Annotated in this window: 19 protein-coding genes and 1 tRNA gene; 8 read left to right on the forward strand and 12 right to left on the reverse strand. The window is 73.3% G+C overall.

All coding sequences use genetic code 11. The features are described 5' to 3' along the window. Positions 1-8: 8 nt before the first annotated feature. Genes ACFVT2_RS03280 through ACFVT2_RS03295 form a run of 4 tightly spaced genes read right to left on the reverse strand, consistent with a single transcriptional unit; the run spans position 9 to position 4375 of the window. Positions 9-788, reverse strand: a complete 780-nt coding sequence (locus ACFVT2_RS03280; RefSeq protein WP_390011441.1) for a CDP-alcohol phosphatidyltransferase family protein — start codon at positions 786-788, stop codon at positions 9-11. Then, positions 766-1827, reverse strand: coding sequence for an iron-containing alcohol dehydrogenase family protein (locus ACFVT2_RS03285; RefSeq protein ID WP_390011444.1), 1062 nt, complete (start codon positions 1825-1827; stop codon positions 766-768). Before ACFVT2_RS03285 ends, ACFVT2_RS03280 begins: the two co-directional genes overlap by 23 nt. Next, the gene (locus ACFVT2_RS03290; RefSeq protein ID WP_390011447.1) at positions 1815-2558 is read right to left on the reverse strand and encodes a sugar phosphate nucleotidyltransferase; all 744 of its coding nucleotides are present in this window, start codon (positions 2556-2558) and stop codon (positions 1815-1817) included. Before ACFVT2_RS03290 ends, ACFVT2_RS03285 begins: the two co-directional genes overlap by 13 nt. Continuing rightward, positions 2555-4375 carry a DUF5941 domain-containing protein gene (locus ACFVT2_RS03295; RefSeq protein WP_390012220.1) on the reverse strand — a complete coding sequence of 607 codons (1821 nt, stop codon included), beginning with the start codon at positions 4373-4375 and terminating at the stop codon, positions 2555-2557. Before ACFVT2_RS03295 ends, ACFVT2_RS03290 begins: the two co-directional genes overlap by 4 nt. A gap of 469 nt (positions 4376-4844) precedes the next feature. Between ACFVT2_RS03295 and idi the strand changes: the two genes are divergently transcribed. Then, positions 4845-5456 carry an isopentenyl-diphosphate Delta-isomerase gene (idi, locus tag ACFVT2_RS03300; RefSeq protein ID WP_390011450.1) on the forward strand — a complete coding sequence of 204 codons (612 nt, stop codon included), beginning with the start codon at positions 4845-4847 and terminating at the stop codon, positions 5454-5456. On the opposite strand, the gene ACFVT2_RS03305 is transcribed toward idi, so the two are convergent. The 4 genes from ACFVT2_RS03305 to ACFVT2_RS03320 all read right to left on the reverse strand — a co-directional run bounded on the left by ACFVT2_RS03305 (position 5431) and on the right by ACFVT2_RS03320 (position 8661). Next, entirely contained in the window at positions 5431-5922 is a 492-nt protein-coding gene (locus ACFVT2_RS03305; protein WP_390011452.1) for an ATP-binding protein, read from the reverse strand. The genes idi and ACFVT2_RS03305 overlap by 26 nt on opposite strands. Positions 5923-6123: 201 nt before the next feature. Next, on the reverse strand, positions 6124-6714 hold the full coding sequence (locus tag ACFVT2_RS03310; RefSeq protein ID WP_390011455.1) for an HdeD family acid-resistance protein: 591 nt from the start codon (positions 6712-6714) through the stop codon (positions 6124-6126). 139 nt (positions 6715-6853) lie between these two features. Next, positions 6854-6927: transfer RNA gene (locus ACFVT2_RS03315), tRNA-Met, on the reverse strand. Positions 6928-7008: 81 nt separating this feature from the next. Then, on the reverse strand, positions 7009-8661 hold the full coding sequence (locus tag ACFVT2_RS03320) for an ABC-F family ATP-binding cassette domain-containing protein (protein ID WP_390011457.1): 1653 nt from the start codon (positions 8659-8661) through the stop codon (positions 7009-7011). A 53-nt stretch (positions 8662-8714) separates the two neighbouring features. On the opposite strand from ACFVT2_RS03320, the gene ACFVT2_RS03325 reads away from it, so the two are divergent. After that, positions 8715-9485, forward strand: a complete 771-nt coding sequence (locus ACFVT2_RS03325) for an enoyl-CoA hydratase/isomerase family protein (protein ID WP_390011459.1) — start codon at positions 8715-8717, stop codon at positions 9483-9485. A gap of 33 nt (positions 9486-9518) precedes the next feature. Here the strand turns inward: ACFVT2_RS03325 and ACFVT2_RS03330 are convergent, their stop codons facing one another. Together ACFVT2_RS03330 and ACFVT2_RS03335 are read right to left on the reverse strand one after the other, a co-directional pair. After that, positions 9519-10190, reverse strand: coding sequence for a DJ-1/PfpI family protein (locus ACFVT2_RS03330; RefSeq protein WP_390011461.1), 672 nt, complete (start codon positions 10188-10190; stop codon positions 9519-9521). 72 nt (positions 10191-10262) lie between these two features. Beyond that, complete coding sequence (locus ACFVT2_RS03335; RefSeq protein WP_390011464.1) at positions 10263-11222, reverse strand: GlxA family transcriptional regulator; 960 nt, start codon at positions 11220-11222, stop codon at positions 10263-10265. A gap of 140 nt (positions 11223-11362) precedes the next feature. On the opposite strand from ACFVT2_RS03335, the gene ACFVT2_RS03340 reads away from it, so the two are divergent. From ACFVT2_RS03340 to ACFVT2_RS03360, 5 genes are all read left to right on the forward strand, one after another. After that, positions 11363-12229: a hypothetical protein gene (locus ACFVT2_RS03340; protein ID WP_390011467.1), complete on the forward strand. Its 867-nt coding sequence runs from the start codon at positions 11363-11365 to the stop codon at positions 12227-12229. Between the two features lie 141 nt (positions 12230-12370). Beyond that, positions 12371-14833 (forward strand): Tex family protein, encoded by a 2463-nt coding sequence (locus ACFVT2_RS03345; protein WP_390011470.1) that lies wholly within the window; start codon positions 12371-12373, stop codon positions 14831-14833. Between the two features lie 169 nt (positions 14834-15002). Continuing rightward, complete coding sequence (locus ACFVT2_RS03350) at positions 15003-16403, forward strand: hypothetical protein (RefSeq protein ID WP_390012223.1); 1401 nt, start codon at positions 15003-15005, stop codon at positions 16401-16403. Continuing rightward, positions 16400-18265, forward strand: coding sequence for an AAA family ATPase (locus ACFVT2_RS03355; protein WP_390011473.1), 1866 nt, complete (start codon positions 16400-16402; stop codon positions 18263-18265). Before ACFVT2_RS03350 ends, ACFVT2_RS03355 begins: the two co-directional genes overlap by 4 nt. A gap of 450 nt (positions 18266-18715) precedes the next feature. Beyond that, entirely contained in the window at positions 18716-19918 is a 1203-nt protein-coding gene (locus tag ACFVT2_RS03360; protein WP_390011475.1) for a Cmx/CmrA family chloramphenicol efflux MFS transporter, read from the forward strand. Between the two features lie 318 nt (positions 19919-20236). Here ACFVT2_RS03360 and ACFVT2_RS03365 read toward each other — a convergent pair whose 3' ends face one another. Then, positions 20237-22216, reverse strand: coding sequence for an FUSC family protein (locus ACFVT2_RS03365; protein ID WP_390011478.1), 1980 nt, complete (start codon positions 22214-22216; stop codon positions 20237-20239). Positions 22217-22682: 466 nt separating this feature from the next. On the opposite strand from ACFVT2_RS03365, the gene ACFVT2_RS03370 reads away from it, so the two are divergent. Further along, positions 22683-23783 (forward strand): FAD-dependent oxidoreductase, encoded by a 1101-nt coding sequence (locus ACFVT2_RS03370; RefSeq protein WP_390011481.1) that lies wholly within the window; start codon positions 22683-22685, stop codon positions 23781-23783. Here ACFVT2_RS03370 and ACFVT2_RS03375 read toward each other — a convergent pair. Further along, on the reverse strand, positions 23750-25120 hold the full coding sequence (locus tag ACFVT2_RS03375; protein ID WP_390011484.1) for a M14 family metallocarboxypeptidase: 1371 nt from the start codon (positions 25118-25120) through the stop codon (positions 23750-23752). The genes ACFVT2_RS03370 and ACFVT2_RS03375 overlap by 34 nt on opposite strands. Positions 25121-25126: the final 6 nt, after the last annotated feature.

Below are 25126 nucleotides of genomic sequence, written 5' to 3' on the forward strand. Positions count from 1 at the left end.
CGCCGCGGTCACTTCAGCCTGCTGGAGGCGAGGATGGACACGAGGTGCAGCAGGGTCTGGAGGAGCGCGATACCGGCCAGCACCGCGACGCCGAGCCGGGAGAAGAACAGGTCGCCCCGCACCGAGTCCACGATCGCCAGGACCAGGATCAGCAGGGACGCCTCGATCCCGAGGACCAGCCGGTGGAACTTGAGCGCGGCGGCGGCCTTGCGGGCCAGCGCCAGACCGGACGAGCGCGGCTCGGCAGCCGCCTCCTTCACCGGCGGCAGTCCGCCCTGGTGGCGGGCGACGCCGACGAGGTCGGTCTCGGCCTTGATCAGGATCGCGCCGAGAGCGGCCAGGGTGCCGAGGAAGGCCCAGAGCCAGTCGATCCGCCCGGGACCCCACAGGTCCGCGGCCCGCAGGCCGAAGCCGACGAGCACCGCGGCGTCACACAGGTAGGCACCGACCCGGTCCAAGTAGACCCCGCCGAGCGAGAACTGCTTCTTCCAGCGCGCGACCTCGCCGTCGATGCAGTCGAGCAGCAGGTAGAGCTGGACCATCACCACGCCGAGCACGGCGCCCCAGATCCCCGGCACCAGCAGCGCCGGAGCCGCGAGGACCCCGAAGACGGTCATCAGGTAGGTCAGCTGGTTGGGCGTGACCCGGGTGTTGACCAAGTACCGGTCGCAACGCAGCGAGATTTCCCGCATGTAGAGGCGGCCTGCCCAGTGCTCACCGCTGCGCCGGTCCTTCACGCCCGCGGGGTGAACGACCGGGCGGAGTTCAGCTACTGATGGTTTCGGCATAGTCGGCGTATGCGTCCCTGATCTGATCGGTGGACAGGTCCAGGTGCTCCAGGATCGTGTAGCGGCCCGGACGGGTCTTCGGGGCGAACTCGACGGCCTGCACGAACTCCTCGTCGGTGAAGCCCATTTCGCCCGGGGTGACCGGCAGGCCGTGGCGCTGGAGCACCTCGACCATCAGCGCCGAGGTCTCCCGGTCGCCACGCAGGTGGGTGGCGAAGGCGGCGCCGAGGCCGCACTGCTCGCCGTGGCTCGCCGCCCTCTTGGGGAAGAGGATGTCGAAGGCGTGGTTGATCTCGTGGCAGGCGCCGGAGGCGGGACGGCTGTCGCCGGCCACCGACATCGAGATGCCCGTGAGGACCAGGCCCTCGGCCAGCACCTGGAGGAAGCTGTCGTCGCTGACGCTCCCGGGGTGGCGCAGCACGGCCTCGCCGGCCTGCCGGGCCATGGCCGCGGCCAGCCCGTCGATGCCCTCACCGGTCTCCCGGTGCGACAGCTCCCAGTCCGCGACCGCGGAGATGTTGGAGATCGCGTCCCCGATGCCGGAGCGGACGAAGCGGACCGGGGCCTCGCGGACGATGTCGAGGTCGATCACCACGGCGATCGGGTTCGGCACGCCGTAGGAGCCGCGGCCCGCATCGTTGTCGAGGGTGGCGACCGGCGAGCACAGCCCGTCGTGCGCCAGGTTCGTCGCGACCGCCACCAACGGCAGGCCGATGCGTGCCGCGGCGAACTTCGCACAGTCGATGATCTTGCCGCCGCCCAGGCCCACGACCGCGTCGTAGTGGCCCTTCTTCATGGCGTCGGCGAGCTTGATCGCTTCGTCCAGGGTTCCGCCGCCGATCTCGTACCACTCGGCGCCGGGCAGGGCGGGGGCCAGCCGTCGGCGCAGCCGCGCCCCCGAGCCGCCGCTGATCGCGATGGCGAGCTTGCCGGACGCCGAGATGCGCTGGTCGGCCAGCAGACCCGCCAGGTCGTCCAGGGCGCCGGCGCTGATGTCGACGACGACCGGGGACGGAATGAGGCGGGTCAGTACTGGCATGCGATAACACGGCCCTTCGCGAGGTCGTCGTGGTTGTCGATCTCGACCCACTTGACCTCGCCGATCGGTGCCACATCGACCTTGAAGCCGCGGTTGACCAGCTCCTGGTAGCCGTCCTCGTAGTAGAGGTCGGGGTCCCGCTCGAAGGTGGTCTTCAGGACGTCGGCCAGCTCGGCGGCGGCCTCGCCCTCGATGAGGGTGACGCCGATGTACTCGCCGGTCGCCTCGGCCGGGTCCATCAGCTTGGTGATCTTCCGGACGCCCTTGGCGGGGTCCGCGACGACCTTCATCTCCTCGTCGGCGAGCTGCTTGACGGTGTCCAGCGCGAGGATGATCTTCTGGCCGTTGCCGCGGGCGGCGAGCAGCGTCTGCTCGACGGAGACCGGATGCACGGTGTCGCCGTTGGCGAGGATCACCGAGTCGTGGGCCGCGAACACGTCACGGGCGCACCACAGGGAGTAGGCGTTGTTCCACTCCTCGGCCTTGTCGTTGTCGATCAGCGTGATCTTGAGGCCGTACTTCTGCTCCAGGGCCTCCTTGCGCTCGTACACGGCTTCCTTGCGGTAGCCGACGATGATCGCGACCTCGGTCAGGCCGATCTCGGCGAAGTTGCCGAGGGTCAGGTCGAGGATCGTGGTGTCCCCGTCGACCGGCACCAGAGCCTTGGGCAGGGTGTCGGTGTAGGGGCGCAGACGCCGTCCGGCGCCGGCGGCCAGCACGAGGCCGATCATGCGGGTTCTCCTTCATCGTGTACGGCGGGTGCACCGTGTTTGTGGGCGGCCACCCAGAAGCGGATGCTCTCGGCGAGCACCAGCAGCGCCAGGACCACAGCGAGTGCCGTGAGCGCGATTGTGAAACCTGTGGCGGGCAGCAGGGCGGCGAGGATGGTGACCACGAGGATCCGTCCTTCGTGCCCACCGGTCGCCCGGACCAGCCACCGCGGTGGGGCCCCGGTGCCACCGCGGATGCGGTAGACCGTGTCGTAGTGATGGTAGGCGACCGCCGCGACCAGCCCGAACGCCGCGGGCAGCGCTCCGTGGGCGTCCGACCGGGCGGCCAGCACCAGGACGGTGACGTACTCGCCGACCCGGAAGAAGGGCGGGACGAGCCAGTCCAGGGCGCCCTTGAGCGGGCGGGACACTGCTGCGGCGGCCAGCAGCGCCGAGCAGGCCGCGACGCCGACGGTGAGCCAGGAGGCGGGGTCCGGCTGGGAGATCACCCACACCAGTAGCACCGCGGACGAGAGAAACGCCATAACGGGTGCGAGGAAGGAACCGGTCCGGCCCCGACCCCGGCCGCCGCCGGTGAGCAGTTCGACCAGCGGGCCGTAGTCGGCCAGGTCCGCGAGCGCGCGGGCGGCCCGGTCGGTGCGCCGGGCCCGGCGGGCCCGGGAGCGCAGCACCCGGCCGGCCGTGGTGTAGCAGGCGGCCAGCGCACAGCCGATGAGCAGGACGTAGAAGACGATGCGCGGGGTGGTGAGCGCGGTCAGTACGGCGATCATGGCCCAGCGTTCGCCGATGGGCAGCACGATCATCCGGCGCGCCCAGACCGTCCAGCCGACCCGGTCGAGCCGGTCGGACAGTGCCACGGCGGGGCCGGCGTTCCCGGCGCCGCCCTCGAAGTCACTGGCCTCGTTGAAGGCGAAGTCGACGACGTGCCGGCAGGTCTGCAGGATCATCGCGCCGAGCGCCAGCGCCCATACGTCGTCCCCGCCCCGGGCCGCTCCGAGAGCGAGTCCGGCGTAGTACGCGTACTCCTTGGCGCGGTCGAAGGTGGCGTCCAGCCAGGCGCCGAGCGTCGAGTACTGGAGCGAGTAGCGGGCGAGCTGCCCGTCGGTGCAGTCCAGGACGAAGGAGAGCAGGAGCAGCACACCGGCGGCGATGAAGCCGCCGCGGGTGCCGGTGGCCGCGCAGCCCGCCGCGATCAGCGCGGTGAGCAGGGAGGCGGTGGTGACCTGGTTGGGGGTGAGGCCGCGGCGCGCGCACCAGCGGGCGAGGTAGCGGGAGTACGGGCTGATGAAGAAGGTGGTGAAGAAACCGTCGCGGGACTTCACGGCGGTACGCAGCCGGACCGCCTCGTCGTCGACGGCGGCGACCGCCTCGCGGGCCTCCTCCCGCTGGGCGGGGGTCAGCGCGATGGTGGCGACCAGGCTGCCCGGCTCCACGTGGTGCAGCCCGACGTCGGCCCGGTCGAGCGCCTCGGTGAGGGTGTCGGTGAGCACGTCGGTCAGGTGGGCGGTGCCGGCCCCGACCGGAATGCGGCCGGCCGCCCGGTCCAGCGCGGCGCGGGCCTCGGGCTGCACGGTGAGTACGCCGGGCACCGCGGCGGCCGGGAAGCGGGGGTCGGTCAGGGCGAGCCGCAGGGCGTGCAGGTGGCCGACGAAGCGGGGGTCCACCAGGGCCACCCGTTCCTGGGCCGGGACCTCGGCGAGCAGCTCGGTGGCGCCGGTGGGTTCACTGACCGTACGGACGTCAAAACCCAGTGTGCGCAGGTCGGTTTCGAGCGACGACCCGGCGACCGGCGGACCGGTGAGGATGGCGGTCGACAGACGAACTCACTCCTTGGATGCTGACGAGCAACGCCGGTCGGTCCGCATTCGACACGAACTACCCGGGCGGCGGGCGTGGCACACCCTGGCCCCGGAGGGCTGGGAGGCACGTCGGCAGAGGCTATCCGATCGCGGGATGCGGCCGTTCACCACGTATTCACCACTCGATCGGGTGAGCGACGGCTGCGCCTGCCGCGATCATCATGGTGGATCGGGCCTCGCCGGAACAACTGGCCGCCGGCCCGGGTGCCGGTTATGCGGGGGCTGGTCACGGTTGCCGCGGAGCCGCTGTGGCGAGGGCCATGCCGCGGGCCGGTGCCGAGCGACCGCCCCCGGCGGCGGACTGTTCGGGGGCGGTCCGGCTCGGCGCCGGGACATGCGGCGCCGCGCGGCACCCGGCAGTGCTCTGCCACTGACGGCGGCCCTGGTGGGGCAGACTTGACAGCGACGACCGACGACAAGGATGAGCATGCCGATCACACCTGCCAACGGACAGACCGCCGGAACTTCGGCGGTGGGCGCGCCGGGCGGCGCCGCCGAGCCGATCATGCTGGAGCTGGTCGACGAGGACGGCACGACGATCGGCACCGCGGAGAAGCTCGCGGCGCACCAGCCGCCCGGGCAGTTGCACCGGGCGTTCTCGGTCTTCCTCTTCGACGAGAAGGGGCGGCTGCTGCTCCAGCGCCGGGCGCTGTCGAAGTACCACTCCCCCGGTGTGTGGTCCAACACCTGCTGCGGCCACCCGTACCCGGGCGAAACGCCGTTCGCGGCGGCGGCCCGGCGGACCGCGGAGGAGCTGCACGTGGCACCCGCGCTGCTCGGCGAGGCCGGCACGGTGCGCTACAACCACCCGGACCCGGACTCCGGCCTGGTGGAGCAGGAGTACAACCACCTGTTCGTGGGGCTGGTGCGGGCCGAGCCGGACCCGGACCCGGAGGAGATCTCCGAGGTCGCCTTCGTCACGCCGGAGGAGCTGGCCGAGCGGCATGCCCGGGTGCCGTTCTCCGCGTGGTTCATGACCGTGCTGGACGCGGCGCGGCCGGCGGTCCGGGAGCTCACCGGGCAGTCGGTGGGCTGGTAGCGAGCGGGGTCAGCGGCAGCTCGGCCCAGATGGACTTGCCGCCGCCCGCGGTGTGCTCCACGTCGCACTTCCCGCCCACTTCCGCGGTGAACGCCTTGACCAGCCACAGTCCGCGGCCGCCGATGTCACCCTCGTCCGCCTCCAGTGCCTTGGGGCGGTAGGGGTGGTCGTCCTCGACCGCGACCCGGAGCCAGTTGGCGCCGATGGTGAGCTGGACGGCGATCTGCGGGGAGAGCAGCGCGGCGTGCCGGACGGCGTTGGTGACCAGTTCGGAGACGATCAGCAGGAGCCCGTCCAGGATGTCGTCGGCGACGGGCACGTGCTGTTCGACGAGCAGATCCCGCACCGCGTGGCGCGCCTGGGGCACCGACGACTCCAGTGCCGGGGCGGTGAACCGCCAGACACCTTCGTAGGCGAGCGGGGAGGTCAGCTCCTCGGGGGGTTCTGCGGGGGGTCCGGAAGGCATCCTCACACGATGAGTGTTGAGAATGTGCTGGTCCGGGCCGGCCTCCTGAACACAAGTCAGCGCCAATCGACGCCTTTTGGTCGATTCTGACGGAATCGACCGGCCTCGCGACATGTTCCGTCGTTTTTGATTCGCGTTTTTATGGCGACCTCCGGGACGGCCGCCGGTCCGCCGCCGGAACGGGCTTGGCCGGGGTAAGGATCAAGCCACTCTGCTGTCCTCGACCATGCCGACCACGCGCCGGCCGCCGATCCCCATGGCGAGCAGGCCCAGCCCGTCGAAGAGCAGTTCCAGCGAGAAGAAGCAGCCGATGACGTAGAGGCTGCTCTGCGGCCAGTTGGCGAGCACCAGGACGCCCAGCAGGATGCCGATCACGCCCTGGAGCAGCGTCCAGCCGAACTGCGGTCCGCGTACCACCACGGCGCCGGCCAGGCGGAACAGCCCGCCGGTCAGGAAGAGCAGGGCCGCGAACATGGTCAGCGCGGCGGCGGTGGCGTCGGGCAGGCGGAGCACCACCACCCCGGCCGCGATGTTCAGTGCCGCGACGATCACCGCGAGCCAGAAGTAGCTCGATCCCCGGGACTGGACGGCGTGCACCAGTCCGACCAAGCCGCCGATCAACAGCAGCCATCCGAAGAGCAGCATCGTGGTGAGCGTGGCCACACCGACGTAGATCAGCCCGACGATCCCGGCCAGGACGAGGATGACCCCGAGGGCCGCGAGGAGCCCGAAGCTGCGCCCCAGCTTGGCCGCCGCCGGATTGCGCCGGGAAGTTCTGGACCTGCCGGTCATCGCCGCCTCCTCGATCGGGGACCGTTTTTCCCGGTATACCCCGTATTACGGGAGGAGGCAGAGTGAGTGGGCAGCGCCCGTGCGTGCACATACGACAGCAGGCCCGGTGCCTGGGCACCGGGCCTGCTGTTCTTGTGAGTAGCGGGGACAGGATTTGAACCTGCGACCTCTGGGTTATGAGCCCAGCGAGCTACCGAGCTGCTCCACCCCGCGTCGACTCGGATTACCTTACGGGGTCCCTGCCCCGCACACAAATCGAAAACCGGAGCGGGCTCCTGGCCGCATCAGGGCTGGTCACACCGCCCGGTCGGTGATCCGTCCGCCGTCGACCTCGATCCGGCGCGTGGTGTGCACCGCCGTCAGCATCCGGCGGTCGTGGGTGACCAGCAGCAGGGTGCCCGGGTACGAGGCGAGCGCGGACTCCAGTTGCTCGATGGCGGGGAGGTCGAGGTGGTTGGTCGGCTCGTCGAGCACCAGGAGGTTGACCCCGCGGCCCTGGAGGAGGGCGAGCGCGGCCCGGGTGCGCTCGCCGGGCGAGAGGGTGCCCGCCGGGCGCAGCACGTGGCCCGCCTTGAGGCCGAACTTGGCGAGGAGGGTGCGCACGTCGGCGGGCGCCAGGTCCGGGACGGCGGCCCGGAAGGCGTCCATCAGCGCGGTGTCGCCGCTGCCCCGGAACAGCTGGCCGCGGGCCTGGTCGATCTCGCCGACCACCACGCCGGGGCCGAGCGAGGCCGCTCCGGAGTCCAGCGGCAGCCGGCCCAGGAGGGCGGCGAGCAGGGTGGACTTGCCGGCGCCGTTGGGGCCGGTGATGGCGACCCGGTCCGCCCAGTCGATCTGGAGGTCCACCGGGCCGAAGTGGAAGTCGCCGCGGCGGACCGTGGCCTGCCGGAGGGTGGCCACCACCGCGCCGGCCCGGGGCGCCGCGGCGATCTCCATCCGCAGCTCCCACTCCTTGCGGGGCTCCTCGACGACGTCCAGCCGGTCGATCATGCGCTGGGTCTGCTTGGCCTTGGCGGCCTGCTTCTCGGTGGCCTCGACCCGGCCCTTGCGGGCGATCTTGTCGTTGTCGGGGGCCTTGCGGCGGGCGTTGCGGACGCCCTTCTCCATCCAGTTGCGCTGGGTGTGCGCCCGGGTCTCCAGGGTCGCCCTGGTGTCGGCGTACTCCTCGTAGCGCTCGCGGGCGTGCCGCCGGGCCCGTTCGCGCTCTTCCAGGTACGCGGTGTAGCCGCCGCCGTAGGTGTTGACCTGTTGCTGGGCGAGGTCGAGTTCGACGACCTGGGTGACCGTGCGGGCCAGGAACTCGCGGTCGTGGCTGACCAGGACGGTGCCGGCGCGCAGACCGGTGACGAAGGACTCCAGGCGGTCCAGGCCGTCCAGGTCGAGGTCGTTGGTGGGCTCGTCGAGGAGGAAGACGTCGTAGCGGGAGAGCAGCAGTGAGGCGAGCGAGGCGCGGGCGGCCTGGCCGCCGGAGAGGGTCGTCATCGGCTGGTCGAGGCTGACCGACAGGCCCAGCTGTGCGGCGGTCTCCTCGGCGCGGTCGTCGAGGTCGGCGGCGCCGAGGGCGAGCCAGCGTTCCAGGGCCGTGGCGTAGGCGTCGTCGGCGCCCGGGCGTCCGTCGGCCAGCGCCTCGGTGGTGGCGTCCAGGGCGTGCTGGGCCTCGGCCACGCCCGTGCGGCGGGCGAGAAAAGCGCGGACCGACTCACCGGGGCGCCGGTCCGGCTCCTGCGGGAGGTGGCCGACGGTGGCGGTCGGCGGGCTGAGGGCGAGAGCGCCCTGCTCCGGGGGGACCAGCCCGGCGAGTAGGCGCAGCAGGGTGGACTTGCCGGCACCGTTGGCGCCGACGAGGCCGATCACGTCGCCGGGGGCGACGACCAGATCGAGACCGGAGAACAGGACGCGCTCGCCGTGGCCGGCGGCGAGGTCTTTGGCGACGAGGGTTGCAGACATCAGTCGCCGATCGTATCCGGCCGGGCGCCCGGCGGTCGCTCTAATATCCGGGCATGGAACCGGGTCTGAAGACGCATGTCAGCGACGGTACGGCGACCGTCACCATCAGCAATACGGGCAAGCGCAATGCGATGACCGTCCCGATGTGGCAGGAGCTGCCGCCGCTGCTGGCGCGGCTGGCGGACGACGGCGCGGTGCGGGCGCTGGTGCTGACCGGGGATGGCGGGACGTTCTGCGCGGGAGCGGACATCGGGTCGCTGCGGGACGCGTCGGGTGCGTCGCAGGGGCTGGCGGTGGTGGCCGAGGAGGCGCTGGCGGCCTTTCCGCGACCGACGGTGGCGGCGATACGCGGCTACTGCGTGGGGGGTGGCGCCCAGCTGGCGGCCGCGTGTGATCTGCGGTTCGCGGAGGAGGGGGCGTTGTTCGGGGTGACGCCCGCCAAGTTGGGGGTGGCCTATCCGGCGTCCGCGACCCGGCGGCTGGTCCGGCTGGTGGGACTGTCGGCCGCGAAGTACCTGCTGTTCTCCGGGGAGTTGATCGACTGCGCGCGGGCGCTGCGGAGCGGGCTGGTGGACGAGGTGGTGGCCGAGGGTGAGCTGGACAAGCGGATCGCGGAGTTCACCGCCGTCCTGGCGAGCCGGTCGCTGCTGACCCAGACCGCGGCGAAGGAACTGGCCAACGGGACCTGGGACGTGCCGCCGGAGGAGGCGGAGGCGCGCGGGGCGTTCTGGGCGGCACAGGCACGGGAGAGCGGCGACACCGCGGAGGGTGCCGCCGCCTTCCTGGAGCGCAGGGCGCCGCGGTTCAGGTGGCCCGAGGGCTGAGCGGCGGCCGCCGCCCGTACACCTGACGCACCGTCACTTCCCTTCGGCCCCTTCGTCCCGCCACCGCTTCCCGGCCAGGATGGAGGGGCCGTGTTCCCGCAGGGCGGTGACGACGTCGGCCGGTGCCTTGTCCGGGGCGCCCGCGTCGTAGGGCGGCTGCGGGTCGTACTCGATGCCGAGCTGGATCGTCTGCGCGACGAAGTCGCCGGCGATCCGGCCGGCCAGGGTGAGCCCCATGTCGATGCCGGAGGAGACGCCGGCGGCGGTGACGTACTTGCCGTCGAAGACCACCCGCTCCCCCGTGGGTTCGGCGCCGTAGGTGGGGAGCAGGTCCAGCGCGAGCCAGTGGGAGGTGGCCCGGCGGCCCTTGAGGAGGCCGGCGGCCGCGAGGAGCAGCGAGCCGGTGCAGACCGAGGTGGTCCAGGTAGTGCCCGCGTCCACGGCCCGGATCCAGTCGTGCAGCGGACCGTCCGTCATGAGCGCGGCCTGCCCGGGGCCGCCGGGGACGACGAGGATGTCCGGCGCGGTGACGTCGCCGAGGGCGGCCTCCGCGACCAGGTTGAGGGACCCCTTGTCGTTGCGGTGGATGCCGGGGCGTTCGGCGACGAACACCACTTCGGCGTCCGGGACGAGTCCGAGGGTCTCGTAGGGGCCGATGGCGTCGAGCGCGGTGAAGCGGTCGTAGAGGAGGATGGCGATCTGCACGGGGGCCTCGTTCCTGTTTCGGTGGTGCGGTGTGCCGTGGTGGTCGGTGGCGGCGGGCGGTTCCGGGGGCGGTCAGGGCTGCCGGGCGGGCCGGAAGCGGCGGCGGTACTCGGCCGGGGAGGTGTCGAGGACCCGGACGAAGGCGCGGCGCATCGCCTCGGTGGTGCCGTAGCCGCACTGTCGGGAGACCTGTTCGATGCCGTCGGCGGTGTCCTCCAGGCGCCGGCGGGCCGCCTCCAGGCGGACCCGGTCGACGTAGCGGCCGGGGGTCATCCCGGTCTCGTCGCGGAAGGCGCGGGCGAAGTGCCGCGGGGAGAGCCCGGCGCGGTCGGCCAGGGCCTCGACGGAGAGGTCCGCCGCCGGGTGCTCGGTGATCCACTGCTGGACGTCGCGCAGCGGGCGGCGCTCCGCGGTCTGCGCGGCGAGCTGGGCGCTGAACTGGGTCTGGTTGCCCGGCCGGCGGAGGAAGACGACCAGGTGGCGGGCGATGGCCAGCGCGAGGTCGCGGCCCTGGTCCTCCTCGACCAGGGCCAGTGCCAGGTCGATGCCGGCGGTGACACCCGCGGAGGTGGCCACGTCGCCGTCGCGGACGTAGATCGGTTCGGATTCGACGCGGACCGCGGGGTGGCGGGCGGCGAGGGCGGCGCACAGGCTCCAGTGGGTGGTGGCGCGGCGGCCGTCCAGCAGTCCGGCCGCGGCCAGCAGGAAGGCGCCACTACAGACCGAGACCTGGCGGCGGGCCAGCGGGGCGTGCGTGCGCAGCCAGTCGACCAGCCGCGGGTCGGGCGTGCGGGTGCCGTGGCCGCCCGGTACGAGGAGGGTGTGCGGGGGCTCGGCGGCGTCCAGTGCGAGGTCCGGGACGAGGGTGAGGCCGCTGGTGGTGCGGACCGGGGCGCCGTCCAGGGTGGCGGTGCGGATGCGGTAGGCGCCGGGGGCGCCCTGCCCGGCACCGCTGAAGACCTCGACCGGGCCGGTCACGTCGAGGCTCTGCACGCCGTCGAAGAGGACGACCAGCACGTCACGCTGTTCCATGCGTCCATCCTGGTCAGCAAGATCGATGGCGGCAATGACGGATATCCCACCTTTTCTGCCATACGCGCTCCGGGGCGGACCCGGGAGCCCGAGGGGCGGCTCGGGGTAGCGACATACCAACGGGTCGGTAACCTGCTGGCATGACCTCTTCCAGCGCACTTCCCGAACGGGCCGGCCGGCACTGCCACAACGCCCTCAACCCCTTCCACTCGGCGCACTACTTCTCCCCGGAACTCGCCACGGAAATGACCGGGTTGGGGGTGGAGGGCCGTGCCGGGTACTTCGCCGCCCGGAGCGCGCCGATGGGCGCGGTGGGCGCGGGGACGGTCACCGCGACCTTCTACTCCTTCAAGCACGAGCTGGTCGCCCAGCACGTCCCGCAGGTCTGGACGGTCACCACACCGCAGGCCGTCCTGGACGCCCGGCTGCGGGCGGTGGACGCCTCTCTGCGCCGGCACCTCGGCGACGCGGTGGAGTCCGCGGAGATGGCGGAGGCGGCGAAGCTCGCGCTGACCGCCGCCGAGGGCTGCGCCCGGCACGCCCGGCCGCTGTTCTCCGCCTACGCCGACCTGCCGGTGCCGGACGCCCCGCACCTCGCCTACTGGCACGCCGCGTCGCTGCTGCGCGAACACCGCGGCGACGGCCACCTGGTGGCGCTGCTGGACGCCGAGCTGGACCCGGTGGAGGCGCTGGTCTCGCACGCCGCCAGTGGGCACGGGATGAGCTACCGCGGCATCCTCGCGACCCGCGGCTGGACGCAGGAGGAGCTGACGGCGGCACAGGAGCGGCTGCGCGCACGCGGACTGCTGGCCACCGCCGACGAACTGACCGAGGCCGGGACGGCGCTGCGCAAGGAGCTGGAGCGGACGACGGACCGGCTGGACCGGGCGCCGTACGCGCACCTGGGGGCGGCGGGCGTGGCCCGGCTGACCGAGCTGGCGGCCGGGTTCGCCAAGCTCCTCCTGGAGTCCGGGGCGTTCCCGCAGGCGCTGTTCAGCAGGGAGTAGCCGGCTGCCCGGTACCGGGGCGCCGGGGGTGCGTGCGTCTTCTCACACCCCGGTGTCCCCGGCCGGGCGGTGCGACAGTCCGGGGCACCAACCGGCACAATGCAGGCTCAGGAAAGTCGCTGGAAGGCGGGCAGGATCAACGTGACGGCAGCCACTGAGCCCATCGGGACCCTCGGGTCCATCGAAGCGCGGATCGCCGACGAGCTCGGCGTCAGGGAGCGGCAGGTGAAGGCCGCGGTCGAACTGCTCGACGGCGGCTCGACCGTCCCGTTCATCGCGCGCTACCGCAAGGAAGCGACCGAGACGCTGGACGACGCGCAGCTGCGCTCCCTTGAGGAGCGGCTGCGCTACCTGCGGGAGCTGGAGGAACGGCGGACCGCCGTCCTGGAGTCCGTGCGGTCGCAGGGCAAGCTGGACGCCGGGCTGGAGGCGCAGATCCGCGGGGCCGAGTCCAAGGCCCGGCTGGAGGACATCTACCTGCCGTTCAAGCCGAAGCGGCGCACCAAGGCGCAGATCGCGCGGGAGGCCGGCCTCACGCCGCTGGCCGACGGGCTGTTGGCCGACCCGTCGGTGGAACCGACCGCTGCCGCCACGGCGTTCGTGGACGCGGACAAGGGCGTCGCCGATCCGGCCGCGGCCCTGGAGGGCGCGCGGGCGATCCTCACCGAGCGGTTCAGCGAGGACGCGGACCTGATCGGGGAGTTGCGCGAGCGGATGTGGTCGCGCGGCCGGGTCGCGGCGAAGGTCCGGGCGGGCAAGGAGGAGGAAGGCGCCAAGTTCGCCGACTACTTCGACTTCGCTGAGCCGTTCACCGAACTGCCCTCCCACCGGGTGCTGGCGATGCTGCGCGGTGAGAAGGAGGACGTGCTCGACCTCACCCTGGACCCGGAGGACCCCGCGGAGGCCGTCGAGGGCCCCAGCTCCTACGAGCGGTCCATCGCGCACCGCTTCGAGATCACCGATCGGGGCCGGCCGGCCGACAAGTGGCTTCAGGACACGGTCCGCTGGGCCTGGCGCACCCGCGTCCAGGTGCACCTCGGCATCGATCTGCGGCTGCGGCTGCGGCAGGCCGCCGAGGACGAGGCGGTCCGGGTCTTCGCCGCCAACCTGCGGGACCTGCTGCTGGCGGCACCCGCCGGGACGCGCGCCACGATGGGCCTGGACCCCGGTTTCCGCACCGGCGTGAAGGTGGCCGTGGTCGACGCGACCGGCAAGGTGGCGGCGACCGAGACGATCTACCCGCACGTGCCGCAGCAGAAGTGGGACGCGGCGCTGGCCGCCCTGGCGCGGTTGGCGCGGGAGCACCACGTCGAGCTGATCGCGATCGGCAACGGCACCGCCTCCCGGGAGACCGACAAGCTGGCGGCCGAACTGATCGACGGGCAGCCGGAGTTGAGGCTGACGAAGGTGATGGTGTCCGAGGCCGGCGCCTCGGTGTACTCGGCCTCCGCGTTCGCCTCCCAGGAGCTGCCCGACCTCGACGTGTCGCTGCGCGGCGCGGTGTCCATCGCGCGGCGCCTCCAGGACCCGCTGGCCGAACTGGTCAAGATCGACCCCAAGTCGATCGGGGTCGGCCAGTACCAGCACGACCTGTCCGAGACCAAGCTGTCGCGCTCGTTGGACGCGGTGGTCGAGGACTGTGTGAACGGCGTCGGCGTGGACGTCAACACCGCCTCCGCGCCGCTGCTCGCCCGGGTCTCCGGCATCAGCTCGGGCCTGGCCGAGAACATCGTGACCCACCGGGACGGCAACGGCCCGTTCCATTCCCGCAAGGCCCTCAAGGACGTCCCGCGACTGGGCCCCAAGGCGTACGAGCAGTGCGCGGGCTTCCTGCGGATCCGGGGTGGCGACGACCCGCTGGACGCCTCCAGCGTGCACCCGGAGGCGTACCCGGTGGTGCGCCGGATCGTGCAGGCGGCGAACAGCGAGGTCGGGGCGCTGATCGGCAACACGGCCGCGCTGCGCACCCTGCGCCCGGCGGACTTCGTCGACGACTCCTTCGGTCTGCCGACGGTCACCGACATCCTCCAGGAGCTGGAGAAGCCGGGCCGCGACCCGCGGCCGGAGTTCCGGACCGCGACCTTCAAGGAGGGCGTGGAGAAGATCGGCGACCTGGCGCCGGGGATGCTCCTGGAGGGCGTGGTGACCAACGTCGCCGCCTTCGGGGCGTTCGTGGACGTGGGCGTCCACCAGGACGGCCTGGTGCACGTCTCGGCGATGTCGAAGACCTTCGTCAAGGACCCGCGGGACGTGGTGAAGCCGGGCGATATCGTCCGGGTGAAGGTGCTCGACGTCGACATCCCGCGGAAGCGGATCTCGCTGACCCTGCGGCTGGACGACGAGCCGGGCAAGGGCGCTCCGGCCGGCGGTGGTGAGCGGCGCGGCGGTGCGGGCGGCGGTACGGGCGGCGGCGAGCGGCGCGGCGGTACCGGCGGCGGCCAGGGACCGCGCGAGGGCGGTCGGGGCGGTGCGCCGCGGCAGCGGCAGGGCGGCGGTCAGCGGGGCGGCGAGCGCCGCGGCGGCCGGGAGGCCGCGCCGGTCAACGACGCGATGGCGGACGCGCTGCGGCGGGCCGGGCTGTTGGGCGGCAAGGACGGTCGTTGAGCGTGACGGACTGACGGTGGGTCGGTGCGGGTGGCACTGCCGCCCGTACCGACCGCCGCGACGAGCGCCCCGCCCGGACCGGGCGGGGCGCTCGTCGTCGAACCCGTTGTCAGTGGCTGCTGGTACCAATGGAGGCAGCTGAGAACGGGGGTGGGTCGTGGCTCACGATATGGCGGCGGCCGCGCGGCGGCCGGTGATCGGGGCGGCCGACCGGCGGGCGCTGGAGAGTTGGCGGCCGGCGGATCCGGCGGTGGTCGCCGAGGCGCGGCGGCTCAAGGAGGCCGCGCTGATGGACTTCGGGCTGACCGAGTCCGTGGTGGCGTCGTGGATCTACGCCAAGTGCCACCAGCAGATCCCGACGACGGCGGTGGACACCGCGGCCCTGATGGCCAACGGGGACGGCACTCGTCCCCTGCTGTACAACCCGGACTTCTTCGTCCGACTGGGCCTGGAGGGCGTCAAGTTCGTCCTGTTCCACGAGGCCCGGCACCTGGTGCACCGGCACTTCTTCGCCGATCCGGAGCTGCGCGCCGACCCGGTGTTCACCCTCGCCGCCGAAGTGGCCATCAACCACGTCGCGTTGGTGCGGCTCCTGCGCACCGCCCTGCCACTGCTGGACGACCGGCCCGCCGGCGTCGACCCGTTCGAGGTCCACGCCGGATACGTCGCCGACCTGACGGCCCAGGGCCTCGACCCGCTCCCCTACGACGACTTCGTCGAGACCGACCTGCGGGTGTTCACCGAGCTCAAGCGGATGACCAGGCCCCCGGTGCCGCCGCCGGCGGCGGTGTGCCTGCACCTGACCGACCCGGCGGTGGCGGGCGGCGATCAGGACACCATCGACGAGGTGGTCTCCTCCGCGCTGCTCAACGCACTGCTCGCGGCCCGGCGCGGACACCCCGGCGCGGAGCGGGAGTTGCTCGACCTGATGGACCGCACGGACGGGGCGTCGGCGCGGGCGAGCCGGGTGTGGGGGCGGCTGGGCGCGGGGTTGTTGCGCGGTGAGACCCCGCGCACCGGTCGGGTCGACTGGTGGCAGCGTTGGCTGGTCGATGTGCTGGCCTCGAAGCTGGCGGAGGGCGAGCGGTTGGTCTACCCGAAGAAGCGCGGCGCGCTGCTGGCCGCGCTGGGGCACGATCCGCTGCTCTCGCGGCGCGGCCCGATCCGGGAGAAGGTGCTGGCCATCGCGTACGACACCTCGGCCTCGATGCCGGACCGGGTGGTCGAGTGGCTAACCGGGCTGGTGGGTTCGATCGACGGGGTGGCGGCGCACTGGCTGTCGTTCGACGGTGTGGTGATGCCGTTCCGCCCCGGGGAGCGGGTGTACGGCGGCGGCGGGACGAGCTTCCAGGCGGTGGCCGATTACGTCGAGGGCCGCACGACGGTGGACGGCCACCCCTTCGAGGACATACCGGATGCCGTGGTGGTGCTCACCGACGGCTGCGCGCCCGCGATCACCCCCGCCGAACCGGACAAGTGGATCTGGCTGATCACCGACGGCGGCGGCGACTGGCCCGACCACCACACCCCACCGATGGCCTGCCATCGCGTGACGACAGGAGACCGATGAGCACCATCACGCCGGCGACGCCGGCCCGGGTGAGCTGGCGGGCGAACGCCACCTATCCGGAGCCCCCGGAGGGCTGGACGGGGGTGTCCCGGCTGGAGTCGTTCATCGACGCGATGATCGACATGGGTCAGACCGGCCAGATCTTCGGTGAGCACGGCATCGGGAAGACCGCGACCTTCTTCTCGCACCTCCCCGAGGCGTATCCGGACGCCGAGTTGGTCTTCGTCCCGGCCGCCAATCTCACCCCGGACGACCTGCTGGCCAACGCCCCGGTGCGGGACGCCCGGACCGGTGAACTGGTGTTGCGGCAGCTGGTGATGAGCCAGCTGCGGCCAGGTAAGCCCTTCGTGCTGCTGATCGACGACTCGTTGCAGGCCGGCGCCACGATCCAGTCGCAGCTGATGCAGATCGCCTGCAACTGGACGCTCGGCGAGTACGACCTGCGGGAGCTGGGCTGCATCGGCGTCTTCCTGGCGGACAACGAGTCGCTGGCGGAGACCGCGGCCCGGCGCAGCGATCTGGCGGTGCTGGACCGGATGGTGACGATCCGGTTGTCCGCCAACGACACGTCCTGGCGGCACCGGCTCGCGGCGAAGTACCACGACTGGGACCTGCGCCAGGTGTTCACCACCTGGGCCACGCTGGCCCCGTCGCTGCGCGAACTCCTCTCGCCGCGCACCCTCGACCACATCCTGGCCAACGCCCGCGAGGGCTTCCCGCTGCGCTGGGGGCTGCCGCTGGTGGGCGGCGAGCGGCTGCGGCTGGTGGAGGAGCGGCCGGGGGGCAAGGCGGGCGCGGACCGTACGGCGGAGATCCTCGACCGGATCGCGGCGGCGGTGGGGGCCGGGAATCCCGCCACGGTCCCGGACCCGGTGCGCGCGGTGGTGCGGGCCGCCCTGCGCAACCGCTGGACGGTGCTGCTCCAGGGCCCGCCAGGATGCGGCAAGACCGAGCTGGTACGGGAGACGGTCCGGGAGGGCCTGGACGGACGCGAGCCGTTGTACTTCTCGCTGCCGGTGACCAACGTCGAGGACCTGTGCGCGCCGATCCCCACCGCCGACGGTGCGTTGGACAACCTCCTCGCCGCGCCGTTCCTGGCCCCGGAGCCCAAGGCGATCGTCTGGGACGAGTACAACCGCCCCAAGGACAAGGCGGCGTTCGCCAAGCTGATGGAGATCACCCAGGAGTGGTCGCTGGCCGGGCGGCCGATCCCGAACCTCCGGGCCCAGATAGCGGTCCAGAATCCGCCGTACCACCTCGGCCGCAAGCTACTGGTCGCCCGTAACAACATCGCGCAGGCGACCCGTTTCACCGCCTCGCTGACGGTGGAGCCGGGTGACATCCCGGCCAATGAGTGGCTGATCGCGAAGTACGGCGCGGTCGCCGAGACGGTCCTGGAGTGGTGGAAGCACGACATCGACGAGGAGGGCCGGGCCTGGATCACCAAGCGCACCATCGAGCGGCTGATCAAACTCCACCAGCGCGGTCTGCCGCTGGAGATGGGCACGATCTACCTCGGCGAGGGCGCGTACGCTCCGGTGCCGCTGACCGCCCTGCTCGACCGGCTGAGCGACCGGCCGGTCACCGGGCTGACGGAGGTGGCGCGGGACGTCGACGCCTGGGAGGACACACTGCGGGCGGCCGCCGAGGCGTCCAGCGAGGGGACGAACGACAGCGACACGGTCCACCAGGTGCTGGCCACCGCCGAGTTGTCGCAGCTGAAGCAGCACCGTGCGGCGGTGGCCCGGTTGGTGCCGCTGCTGCCGCCGAAGCTGCGGTCGACGTATCTGATCGGGGCGGCACCCGATGTGCAGCGCTTCTGGATCGAGATCTTCGCGCAGATACCGCGGGTGCCGCGCTGACCCGACGGTCGGCGCGCCGGCGTCGCGGCGCGGGCGGACCACCAGCGCCTGTCCGATCCTGATCCGCCGGACTGGCCCTGGGCCGTCCGCCCTCGTCCAGCGGACGGGCACTAATCCGTGGACGGGGGCCGGGCCGTCCGGTTAGCCTGCGGATCATGTCCAGCCCCGAGTCCTCAAGACGCTAGCCACCGGGCGTCGTCCGGTGGCTCCTCGCCCTGCCGTTTCCGCGGCCGCGACACCGCCCTCGGGCTGCCGTCGCGCCGGCGCGCGTTCCCTCGCGCCGCCACGTCGAGGTCTTCTCCCGCCACCGGACCGCCTGTTGAGGCAGGTCTTGTCCATGCGGTAGCCGGGGCTGCCGCTTCCTCAACCGGCCCTACCGATCGCCGTCGGCCCCGCCGACAGTGCCTTTCGGCCGGTGCCGGTCCATGGTGTGGTTGCGGAGATTTTCTGATGCCATTCGCTCTCTACGTGCTCGCGCTGGCGGTATTCGCGCAGGGCACATCCGAGTTCATGCTGTCCGGGCTGATTCCGGACATCGCCGTCGATCTCCAGGTGTCCGTTCCGGCCGCGGGCGCACTGACCTCGGCGTTCGCGGCCGGGATGATCGTCGGGGCGCCGCTGATGGCGCTGCTGAGCCGGCGCTGGCCGCGGCGGCGCGCCCTGCTGGCCTTCCTGGTCACCTTTCTGCTGGTCCACGTCCTGGGCGCGGTGACCACCGACTTCGGCGTGCTGCTCGCCACCCGTGTGGTGGCGGCGCTGGCCAACGCCGGGTTCCTGGCGGTGGCACTGGCGACCGCGGCCGCGATGGTCGCACCGGACGCCAAGGGCCGGGCCACCTCCGTCCTGTTGGGCGGCACGACGCTGGCCTGTATCGCGGGTGTTCCGGCCGGTGCCGTGCTGGGGCAGGAGTGGGGCTGGCGCTCGGCGTTCTGGGCGGTGGCCGCGCTGTCGGTGCCGGCCGTCCTCGCCCTCGTGCGGTCGGTACCGGGCGGTCCGGCCGGTACCGGTGCGGACGCCGCGGCGCCCGGTGCGCGCGGTGAGCTGCGGACGCTGCGCAGTCCGCGGCTGCTGGTGACGCTGCTGTTGGGGGCGCTGGTCAACGGTGCCACGTTCTGCACCTTCACCTACCTCGCACCGCTGGTCACCGACGTCACCGGTTTTGGGGCCGCCGGGGTGCCGGTGGTGCTGGCGCTGTTCGGGCTGGGTTCGTTCGCCGGTGTCACGGCGGGCGGACGGCTGGCGGACCGGCGGCCCCGGGCGCTGCTCGCCGTCGGGGGCGTGGCGCTGCTGGTGGGCTGGGCGGCGTTCGCGCTGACGGCCGGTAGCGCGGTGGCCACGGTCGCGCTGGTCTTCGTCCAGGGCACCCTGTCGTTCGCGGTCGGCTCCACCCTGATCGCGCAGGTGCTCTACGCGGCGGCCGAGGCTCCGACGTTGGGCGGCGGTTTCGCGACCGCGGCGCTCAATGTGGGCGCCGCGGCCGGCCCTTGGTGGGGCGGCATCGCGCTCGCCGCGGGCTTCGGCTACCGCGCACCGTTGTGGGTGAGCGCCCTGCTGGTGGCGGTGGCGCTGGCCGTCGGTGGCGCGGCGGAGGGGGTGCGGGTGCGCCGGCGGGCGGCCGGCGGTACCGGGAAGGTGGCGGCGCCGACACTGTGACCGTGATGGGCTGGCCCCGGGGCGGTGGGCATACGGCCCCGGGGTCGGAGTCGGGGCCCTGTCCGGCCCCGGGGCCGAGATCGGGTCCGGAGCCAAGGTCGGGTCCGGCCCCGACCCCGTGGTCGTCGGGCCGGTCGCCACGCGGCTCCGTACGCCGGGGTGACGGTCACCGCCCGGCTGCGCGGTGATCCTTGAGGAAGGCTCCCGCAACCGGGGCGCCCATGTCCCGTCTCGCAAGACCGTGTCTCCGTCTCACGGGACGTTCTCCGATTCGCACCGGGTCACCGGGTCACCGGGCCGGGTCACCAGGTCACCGGGTCAGCGGGCGCCCGCGTAGCCGCGCAGGCGCTCCAGTTCGGCGGCGACGTCGGTGAGGGTGGCGCAGTCCGGGACCGGTCGGAGTTCCGGCGGCGGGGTGCCGGGCGGGCGGCGACCGGGGGTCTCCAGGGCGTCGGCCATGGCGGAGAGGGCCTGGCAGAGCCGCTCGGCCTCCGCCGGGCCCGGGCGCCGGGCGCCGTGGTCGAGGCGGACGGCGCAGGCGGTGGCGGCGTCCACTATGCGTTCCGCGGCGGTGATCGCGGTCAGCCAGTCGGGGCCGTGGTCCCGGGCGGGGCGGAACTCCGCGGCGGCGGTCTCCGCGGCGCCCCGGGCCTGGGCCAGCGTCCGGTAGGCGGCCCGGCGCAGCGCCAGCCGCCGGGTGGCGACGGCAGCGGGGTCGGCGGCCGCACCGGGCGGCGCGGTGGCGGCTGCGGTCCGGGGTTCCAGGACGTACCGCAGGAAGCGCTCGGTGCTCCGCAGCGCCTCCGTGACCCGCGGGCCGACCCGGCGGCGCGGATCGGAGAGGTGCGGCAGGTGCCCGACGACCAGCACGATCCCGCATGCGAGGGAGGTGTCGACGATCCGCTCGGGGGCGGCCTGCGGAGCGCCCCCGACGTAGACGAACGACAGCACCATCACGGTGATCGCCCCGGTTTGCAGCGCGAAGTGCCGGGTGGCGAACGGCAGTAGCGCACCGCCCGCACCGGCCATCAGGGCGGGCCACCAGCTCCCGGACAGCAGCGCACCGGCCGCCCCGAAGACCAGGACGCCGGCCGCGGTGCCGGCGAAGCGGTTGACCGTACGGGAGAACAGCGGGCCCAGGTCCGGCTTGACGAGGAAGGTGACGGTGGCCGGCAACCAGTACCAGTGGTCGGCGCGGAGCAACAGGGCCACCGCCGCGCTGGCGCCGATGCAGAGGGCGACCCGCAGCCCGTAGTCCCGGCCGGCCGGGCCCAGTGCTCCGCGGGGTCCCGCGGTCCGTTCCGGCGGGGTGTCGGTGCCCGCCGCGGGTGGTGGCACCGGCCGTTCCCGGTCGAAGGCGACCGCGGCGTCCAGCAGGGCGTGGTCGAAGGCGCCGCGGGCGGCGGAGCTGCGTTCCGGGGCGGAGAGGCGGCCCGGTGGCCGGCCGGTGCGCAGCGCCTCGGCGAACCGGCGGGGGCTCTCGGCGACCCGCGGCGGCAGCGGACGAGCCTCCCACAGCAGCGCGACGCTGGCCTCGCAGAGCGCGGTGGCCGCGGCGAAGCGCTCCGCCAGCAGGAGTTCCTCCGGGCGGGCCGGGCGGCCCAGCAGCCGACTGGTGAGCCGGCGCAACCGCAGCGCCTCGTCGGCGCGGTCCAGGGCGGCGGTGAGCCGGCGGCGGGCGGGTTCCGCGCCCGGCCCGCCGGCCGCCGCCAGGGCGTCGGCGAGCGCGTCGAAGACCGTGGCGACGGCCGCCCGTTCCCCGCTGAGCGGTCCGCCCGCCGGGCGCGGCGACCGCAGGACGAGCCGGAGCAGGAGCAGCCAGAGGCAGCCGGCGAGGAGGTAGAGCGCCTTGGCCCAGGGCGCGCCGGGCAGGGGCATGCCCGCCCCGAGGACGGTGGCGGCGAGCATCTGCATCCCGGCGGTGGAGCGCACCGGCCCGGCCACGCTGCCGGCGCCGGAGACGAAGCCGACCGCACTGAGCGCCGGCACCACCCACCAGCCCGCGTCGGCGCCCCGCAGGGACGCGCCCAGCAGCATGCCGAGCGCGGAGGCCAGCGCGGGCAGGCCGATGTGGACGATGCCGGTGCGCCGGGTGCCGGGGCGGTCGTTGACGCCCGCCAGCATCGAGCCGAGGGCGATCAGCACGCCGGGGGCCGGGTGCCCGGTGGCGATCCCCGCGGCCAGCAGCGGTCCCGCGCAGAGCGTGCCCCGGGCCACCGCCGCCCAGGGCACGGGCAGCCGCTGCCAGCGGAAGGGGTGGGCGAGCCAGGCGGGCACGGCGCGCCGGTGGCGGAGCATGGGTCTCCTCGGACGATGGCGGGGACGGGATACGGGATACGGGTGCGCGGCCACGGGTGGTCGCGGGCGGATCCGAGGGGCGTCATCGGCCGACGGTGCCGGGGCCCGACCGGTGGCGTGGCGGGGCCGGACCACCGGGGGCCCCACCAGCCTAAGGTCCGGACTTGTCCGGCCCACTGCCGGAGGGTTACACGAAGATCACAGGTGGAGAAGATCACAGGACGACGGGTTCGGAGGACAGCGAGCTCATCGGGCGTGGAAATCCAGGACGACGGACGGCGGACGACGGGACGACGGACCACGGGACGACGGACCACGGGACGGCGGGCGGGCCACTGGACGACGACGGCCGGACGACGACAGTCGGACGGCCGGACGAGCACGACGGCACGAGCACAACACAACGAACGACACGACGAACGACACGACGAACAGCACAGCGACGGGACCTCGGGAGGGCACGGAGATGACTGATCGGCGATCGGCGGGGACGGGCGGGTCGGTGGACCCGGAGATATGCGTGGTCGGTGGCGGGGTGATCGGACTGACCTCGGCGATCGTGCTCGCCGAGGCCGGGTACCGGGTGCGGGTGGTGGCCCGGGACACGGCCGGCGACACGACCTCGGCGGTGGCCGGCGGTCTGTGTTGGCCCTACCGGATCCAGCCGTACGACGACGCGATCCGCTGGTCGCTGCGCTCCTTGGAGGTGCTCACCGGGCTCGCCGCGCGTCCGGCGGAGACCGGGGCCCGGCTGGTGACGGGCACCCTCGCGAGCGCCCCGGGGGCGGACACCGGTGACAGCGATGATGGGGATGGCGGGGATGACGATCGCGCCGCGGCTGGTCCCGAGGAAGGGCTCGGTGCCTGGTACGCGGCGGTGCCGGGGCTGCGGCGGGCCCGCGCCGAGGAGCTGCCCCCCGGGTGCGGTGCGGGGTGGCGGGCGCGTACGCCGCTGGTGGAGATGCCGGTGCACCTGAGGTATCTGGAGCGGCGGCTGGTGGCGGCCGGCGGGACCGTGGTGGCGCGTCCGGTGGCGTCCCTGGCGGAGGCGGCCGACGGCGTCCGGGCGGTGGTGAACTGCTCCGGGTTGGGCGCCCGTGAGCTGGTTCCGGACCCGGGGATGCATCCCGTCCAGGGGCAGTTGGTGATCGTGGCGAATCCGGGCGTCGAGGAGTGGTTCACCGCCGCCGATGCGGACGCGGTGGACACCACGTACCTCCTGCCGCAGCCGTTCGGGCTGGTCCTGGGCGGGACGGCGCGGGAGGGAGCCTGGTCGCGGGAGCCGGATCCGGCGGTGGCGGAGGCGATCGTGGCGCGCTGCGCCCGGTACTTCCCCGAGGTGGCGCGGGCCCGCGTGCTGGCCCACCGGGTGGGGTTGCGGCCGGCCCGTCCGGCGGTGCGGCTGGCGGCGGAGCGACTGCCGGACGGGACGGTGTGCGTGCACAACTACGGGCACGGGGGTGCGGGGGTGACCGTGTCCTGGGGGTGCGCGGACGAGGTGCTGCGGCTGGTGCGGGCCGAGGTCGCGCCGGCTCAGGGGCCGACCGGGGTGCCGGCCGCGACGTGATGGTCGGCGCGGGCGTCCAGCAGCAGCGGGACCAGCGCGCGCAGTGACTGGCGCAGCGGGACGGTGGCGCCGCCGTCGTCGTCCCGCCGCCAGTGCACGCCATGTGCCGCCAGTACGGCTTCGGCCCGGGCGAACTGTGCCGCGTCCAGGCGGTAGGCGCGCGGCGGGCGGGTCAGGACGCGGTCCGCGGTCGGGGGTTCGTTGTCGGCGCCGCCGAGGTAGATCGGGCCGCGGTCGGCCAGGCCGGCCGTGCGGGCCGCCGCGGTGGCCGCCTCGATGCGTCCGCGGTGTCGCTCAAGGAAGGCGAACAGCCCTTTCAGGCCGGCGAGTTGGGAGTCCACCCGGCGACGGTTGTTCCGGGCCGGGTCGGCCTTCTCGGCGTCGGCGGGCGCGGCGGGACGGAGGTACCCCCGGCCGATGGCGGTGGGAGGGTCGACGCGGGTTTCCACCAGCAGTCCGATGGAGCCCTTGACCCCGGCGGTGTTGCGCAGGATCCGCTCCTGGCCGTCGCCGGCGACCTGTTTGACGGGGGCGCCGGTCACCGGGTCGGTCCAGATGCCGTAGACGCCGGTGCTGAAGCCGGCTGCCCGGGCGGCGGGGGCGACGAAGTCGCGGGACAGGGCGGTCGATTCGCGGTGGACGGGGTCCGCGGTGTTGAGGTTCCGCGGCCACAGGGAGAGCAGGTCCTTGACGTAGTAGGGCGCCTTGGGGGTGTATTCGTGCAGGTCATAGACGGTGTCGGGGCGGTAGTCGCGGATCACCCCGGCCATCGCGCGGGCTTCGGGGGTGGTCAGTGCGAGGTGGTCGCGGTTGATGTCGGTGCCGTCGGCGTTGCCGCGGGTGTCGGCGGCCCGGCCGTCGGGGTTGGCGGTGGGGATGACGAGGACGCTGGTGCGCGCGAGGAAGTGAAGGGTGGCCGGGTCCTTGGCGTAGGCGAGGTTGCGGACGGTGGTCAGGCACGCCTCGCGGCCGGAGGGTTCGTCGCCGTGCTGGGAGCAGATCAGCAGCACGGAGTTGCCGCGGCGGACGGCGGCGGGGCGCGCGGGGGCGGGGGCGCCGAGGCGGACCAGTCGCAGGGGGCGGCCCTGTGCGGTGGTGCCGATGCGGTCGATGCGGACGCGGGTCGAGGCACCCGGGGCCCGGTCGATGGCCGTGAGGAACGCCGTTTCCTCCGGATCGCTGGTCCACCGGGCGCCGTGGCTGGTCTCGAATCCCGTACGCGGCGGGTGAGTTGGGGTGGCGTCGGTGGACGGGGCGGGGCTGACCCCGGCGGTGAGGGCGGCGGCCAGTGCACCGAGGGCGAGGCCGCGGGAGCGGAGTGATCCAAGGGGTGCCACGAGGGT

The organism is Streptomyces sp. NPDC058000, from assembly GCF_042886435.1.
GTDB lineage: Bacteria > Actinomycetota > Actinomycetes > Streptomycetales > Streptomycetaceae > Streptomyces.

What these genes read in the sequence shown, in the direction of transcription:
- ACFVT2_RS03350 (WP_390012223.1), top strand. Translation starts at nt 15,003, where the DNA reads ATGGCGGCGGCCGCGCGGCGGCCGGTGATCGGGGCGGCCGACCGGCGG.
- idi (WP_390011450.1), top strand. Translation starts at nt 4,845, where the DNA reads ATGCCGATCACACCTGCCAACGGACAGACCGCCGGAACTTCGGCGGTG.
- ACFVT2_RS03325 (WP_390011459.1), top strand. Translation starts at nt 8,715, where the DNA reads ATGGAACCGGGTCTGAAGACGCATGTCAGCGACGGTACGGCGACCGTC.
- ACFVT2_RS03365 (WP_390011478.1), bottom strand. Translation starts at nt 22,216, where the DNA reads ATGCTCCGCCACCGGCGCGCCGTGCCCGCCTGGCTCGCCCACCCCTTC.
- ACFVT2_RS03310 (WP_390011455.1), bottom strand. Translation starts at nt 6,714, where the DNA reads ATGACCGGCAGGTCCAGAACTTCCCGGCGCAATCCGGCGGCGGCCAAG.
- ACFVT2_RS03360 (WP_390011475.1), top strand. Translation starts at nt 18,716, where the DNA reads ATGCCATTCGCTCTCTACGTGCTCGCGCTGGCGGTATTCGCGCAGGGC.
- ACFVT2_RS03320 (WP_390011457.1), bottom strand. Translation starts at nt 8,661, where the DNA reads ATGTCTGCAACCCTCGTCGCCAAAGACCTCGCCGCCGGCCACGGCGAG.
- ACFVT2_RS03290 (WP_390011447.1), bottom strand. Translation starts at nt 2,558, where the DNA reads ATGATCGGCCTCGTGCTGGCCGCCGGCGCCGGACGGCGTCTGCGCCCC.
- ACFVT2_RS03285 (WP_390011444.1), bottom strand. Translation starts at nt 1,827, where the DNA reads ATGCCAGTACTGACCCGCCTCATTCCGTCCCCGGTCGTCGTCGACATC.
- ACFVT2_RS03370 (WP_390011481.1), top strand. Translation starts at nt 22,683, where the DNA reads ATGACTGATCGGCGATCGGCGGGGACGGGCGGGTCGGTGGACCCGGAG.
- ACFVT2_RS03280 (WP_390011441.1), bottom strand. Translation starts at nt 788, where the DNA reads ATGCCGAAACCATCAGTAGCTGAACTCCGCCCGGTCGTTCACCCCGCG.
- ACFVT2_RS03305 (WP_390011452.1), bottom strand. Translation starts at nt 5,922, where the DNA reads ATGCCTTCCGGACCCCCCGCAGAACCCCCCGAGGAGCTGACCTCCCCG.
- ACFVT2_RS03335 (WP_390011464.1), bottom strand. Translation starts at nt 11,222, where the DNA reads ATGGAACAGCGTGACGTGCTGGTCGTCCTCTTCGACGGCGTGCAGAGC.
- ACFVT2_RS03355 (WP_390011473.1), top strand. Translation starts at nt 16,400, where the DNA reads ATGAGCACCATCACGCCGGCGACGCCGGCCCGGGTGAGCTGGCGGGCG.
- ACFVT2_RS03340 (WP_390011467.1), top strand. Translation starts at nt 11,363, where the DNA reads ATGACCTCTTCCAGCGCACTTCCCGAACGGGCCGGCCGGCACTGCCAC.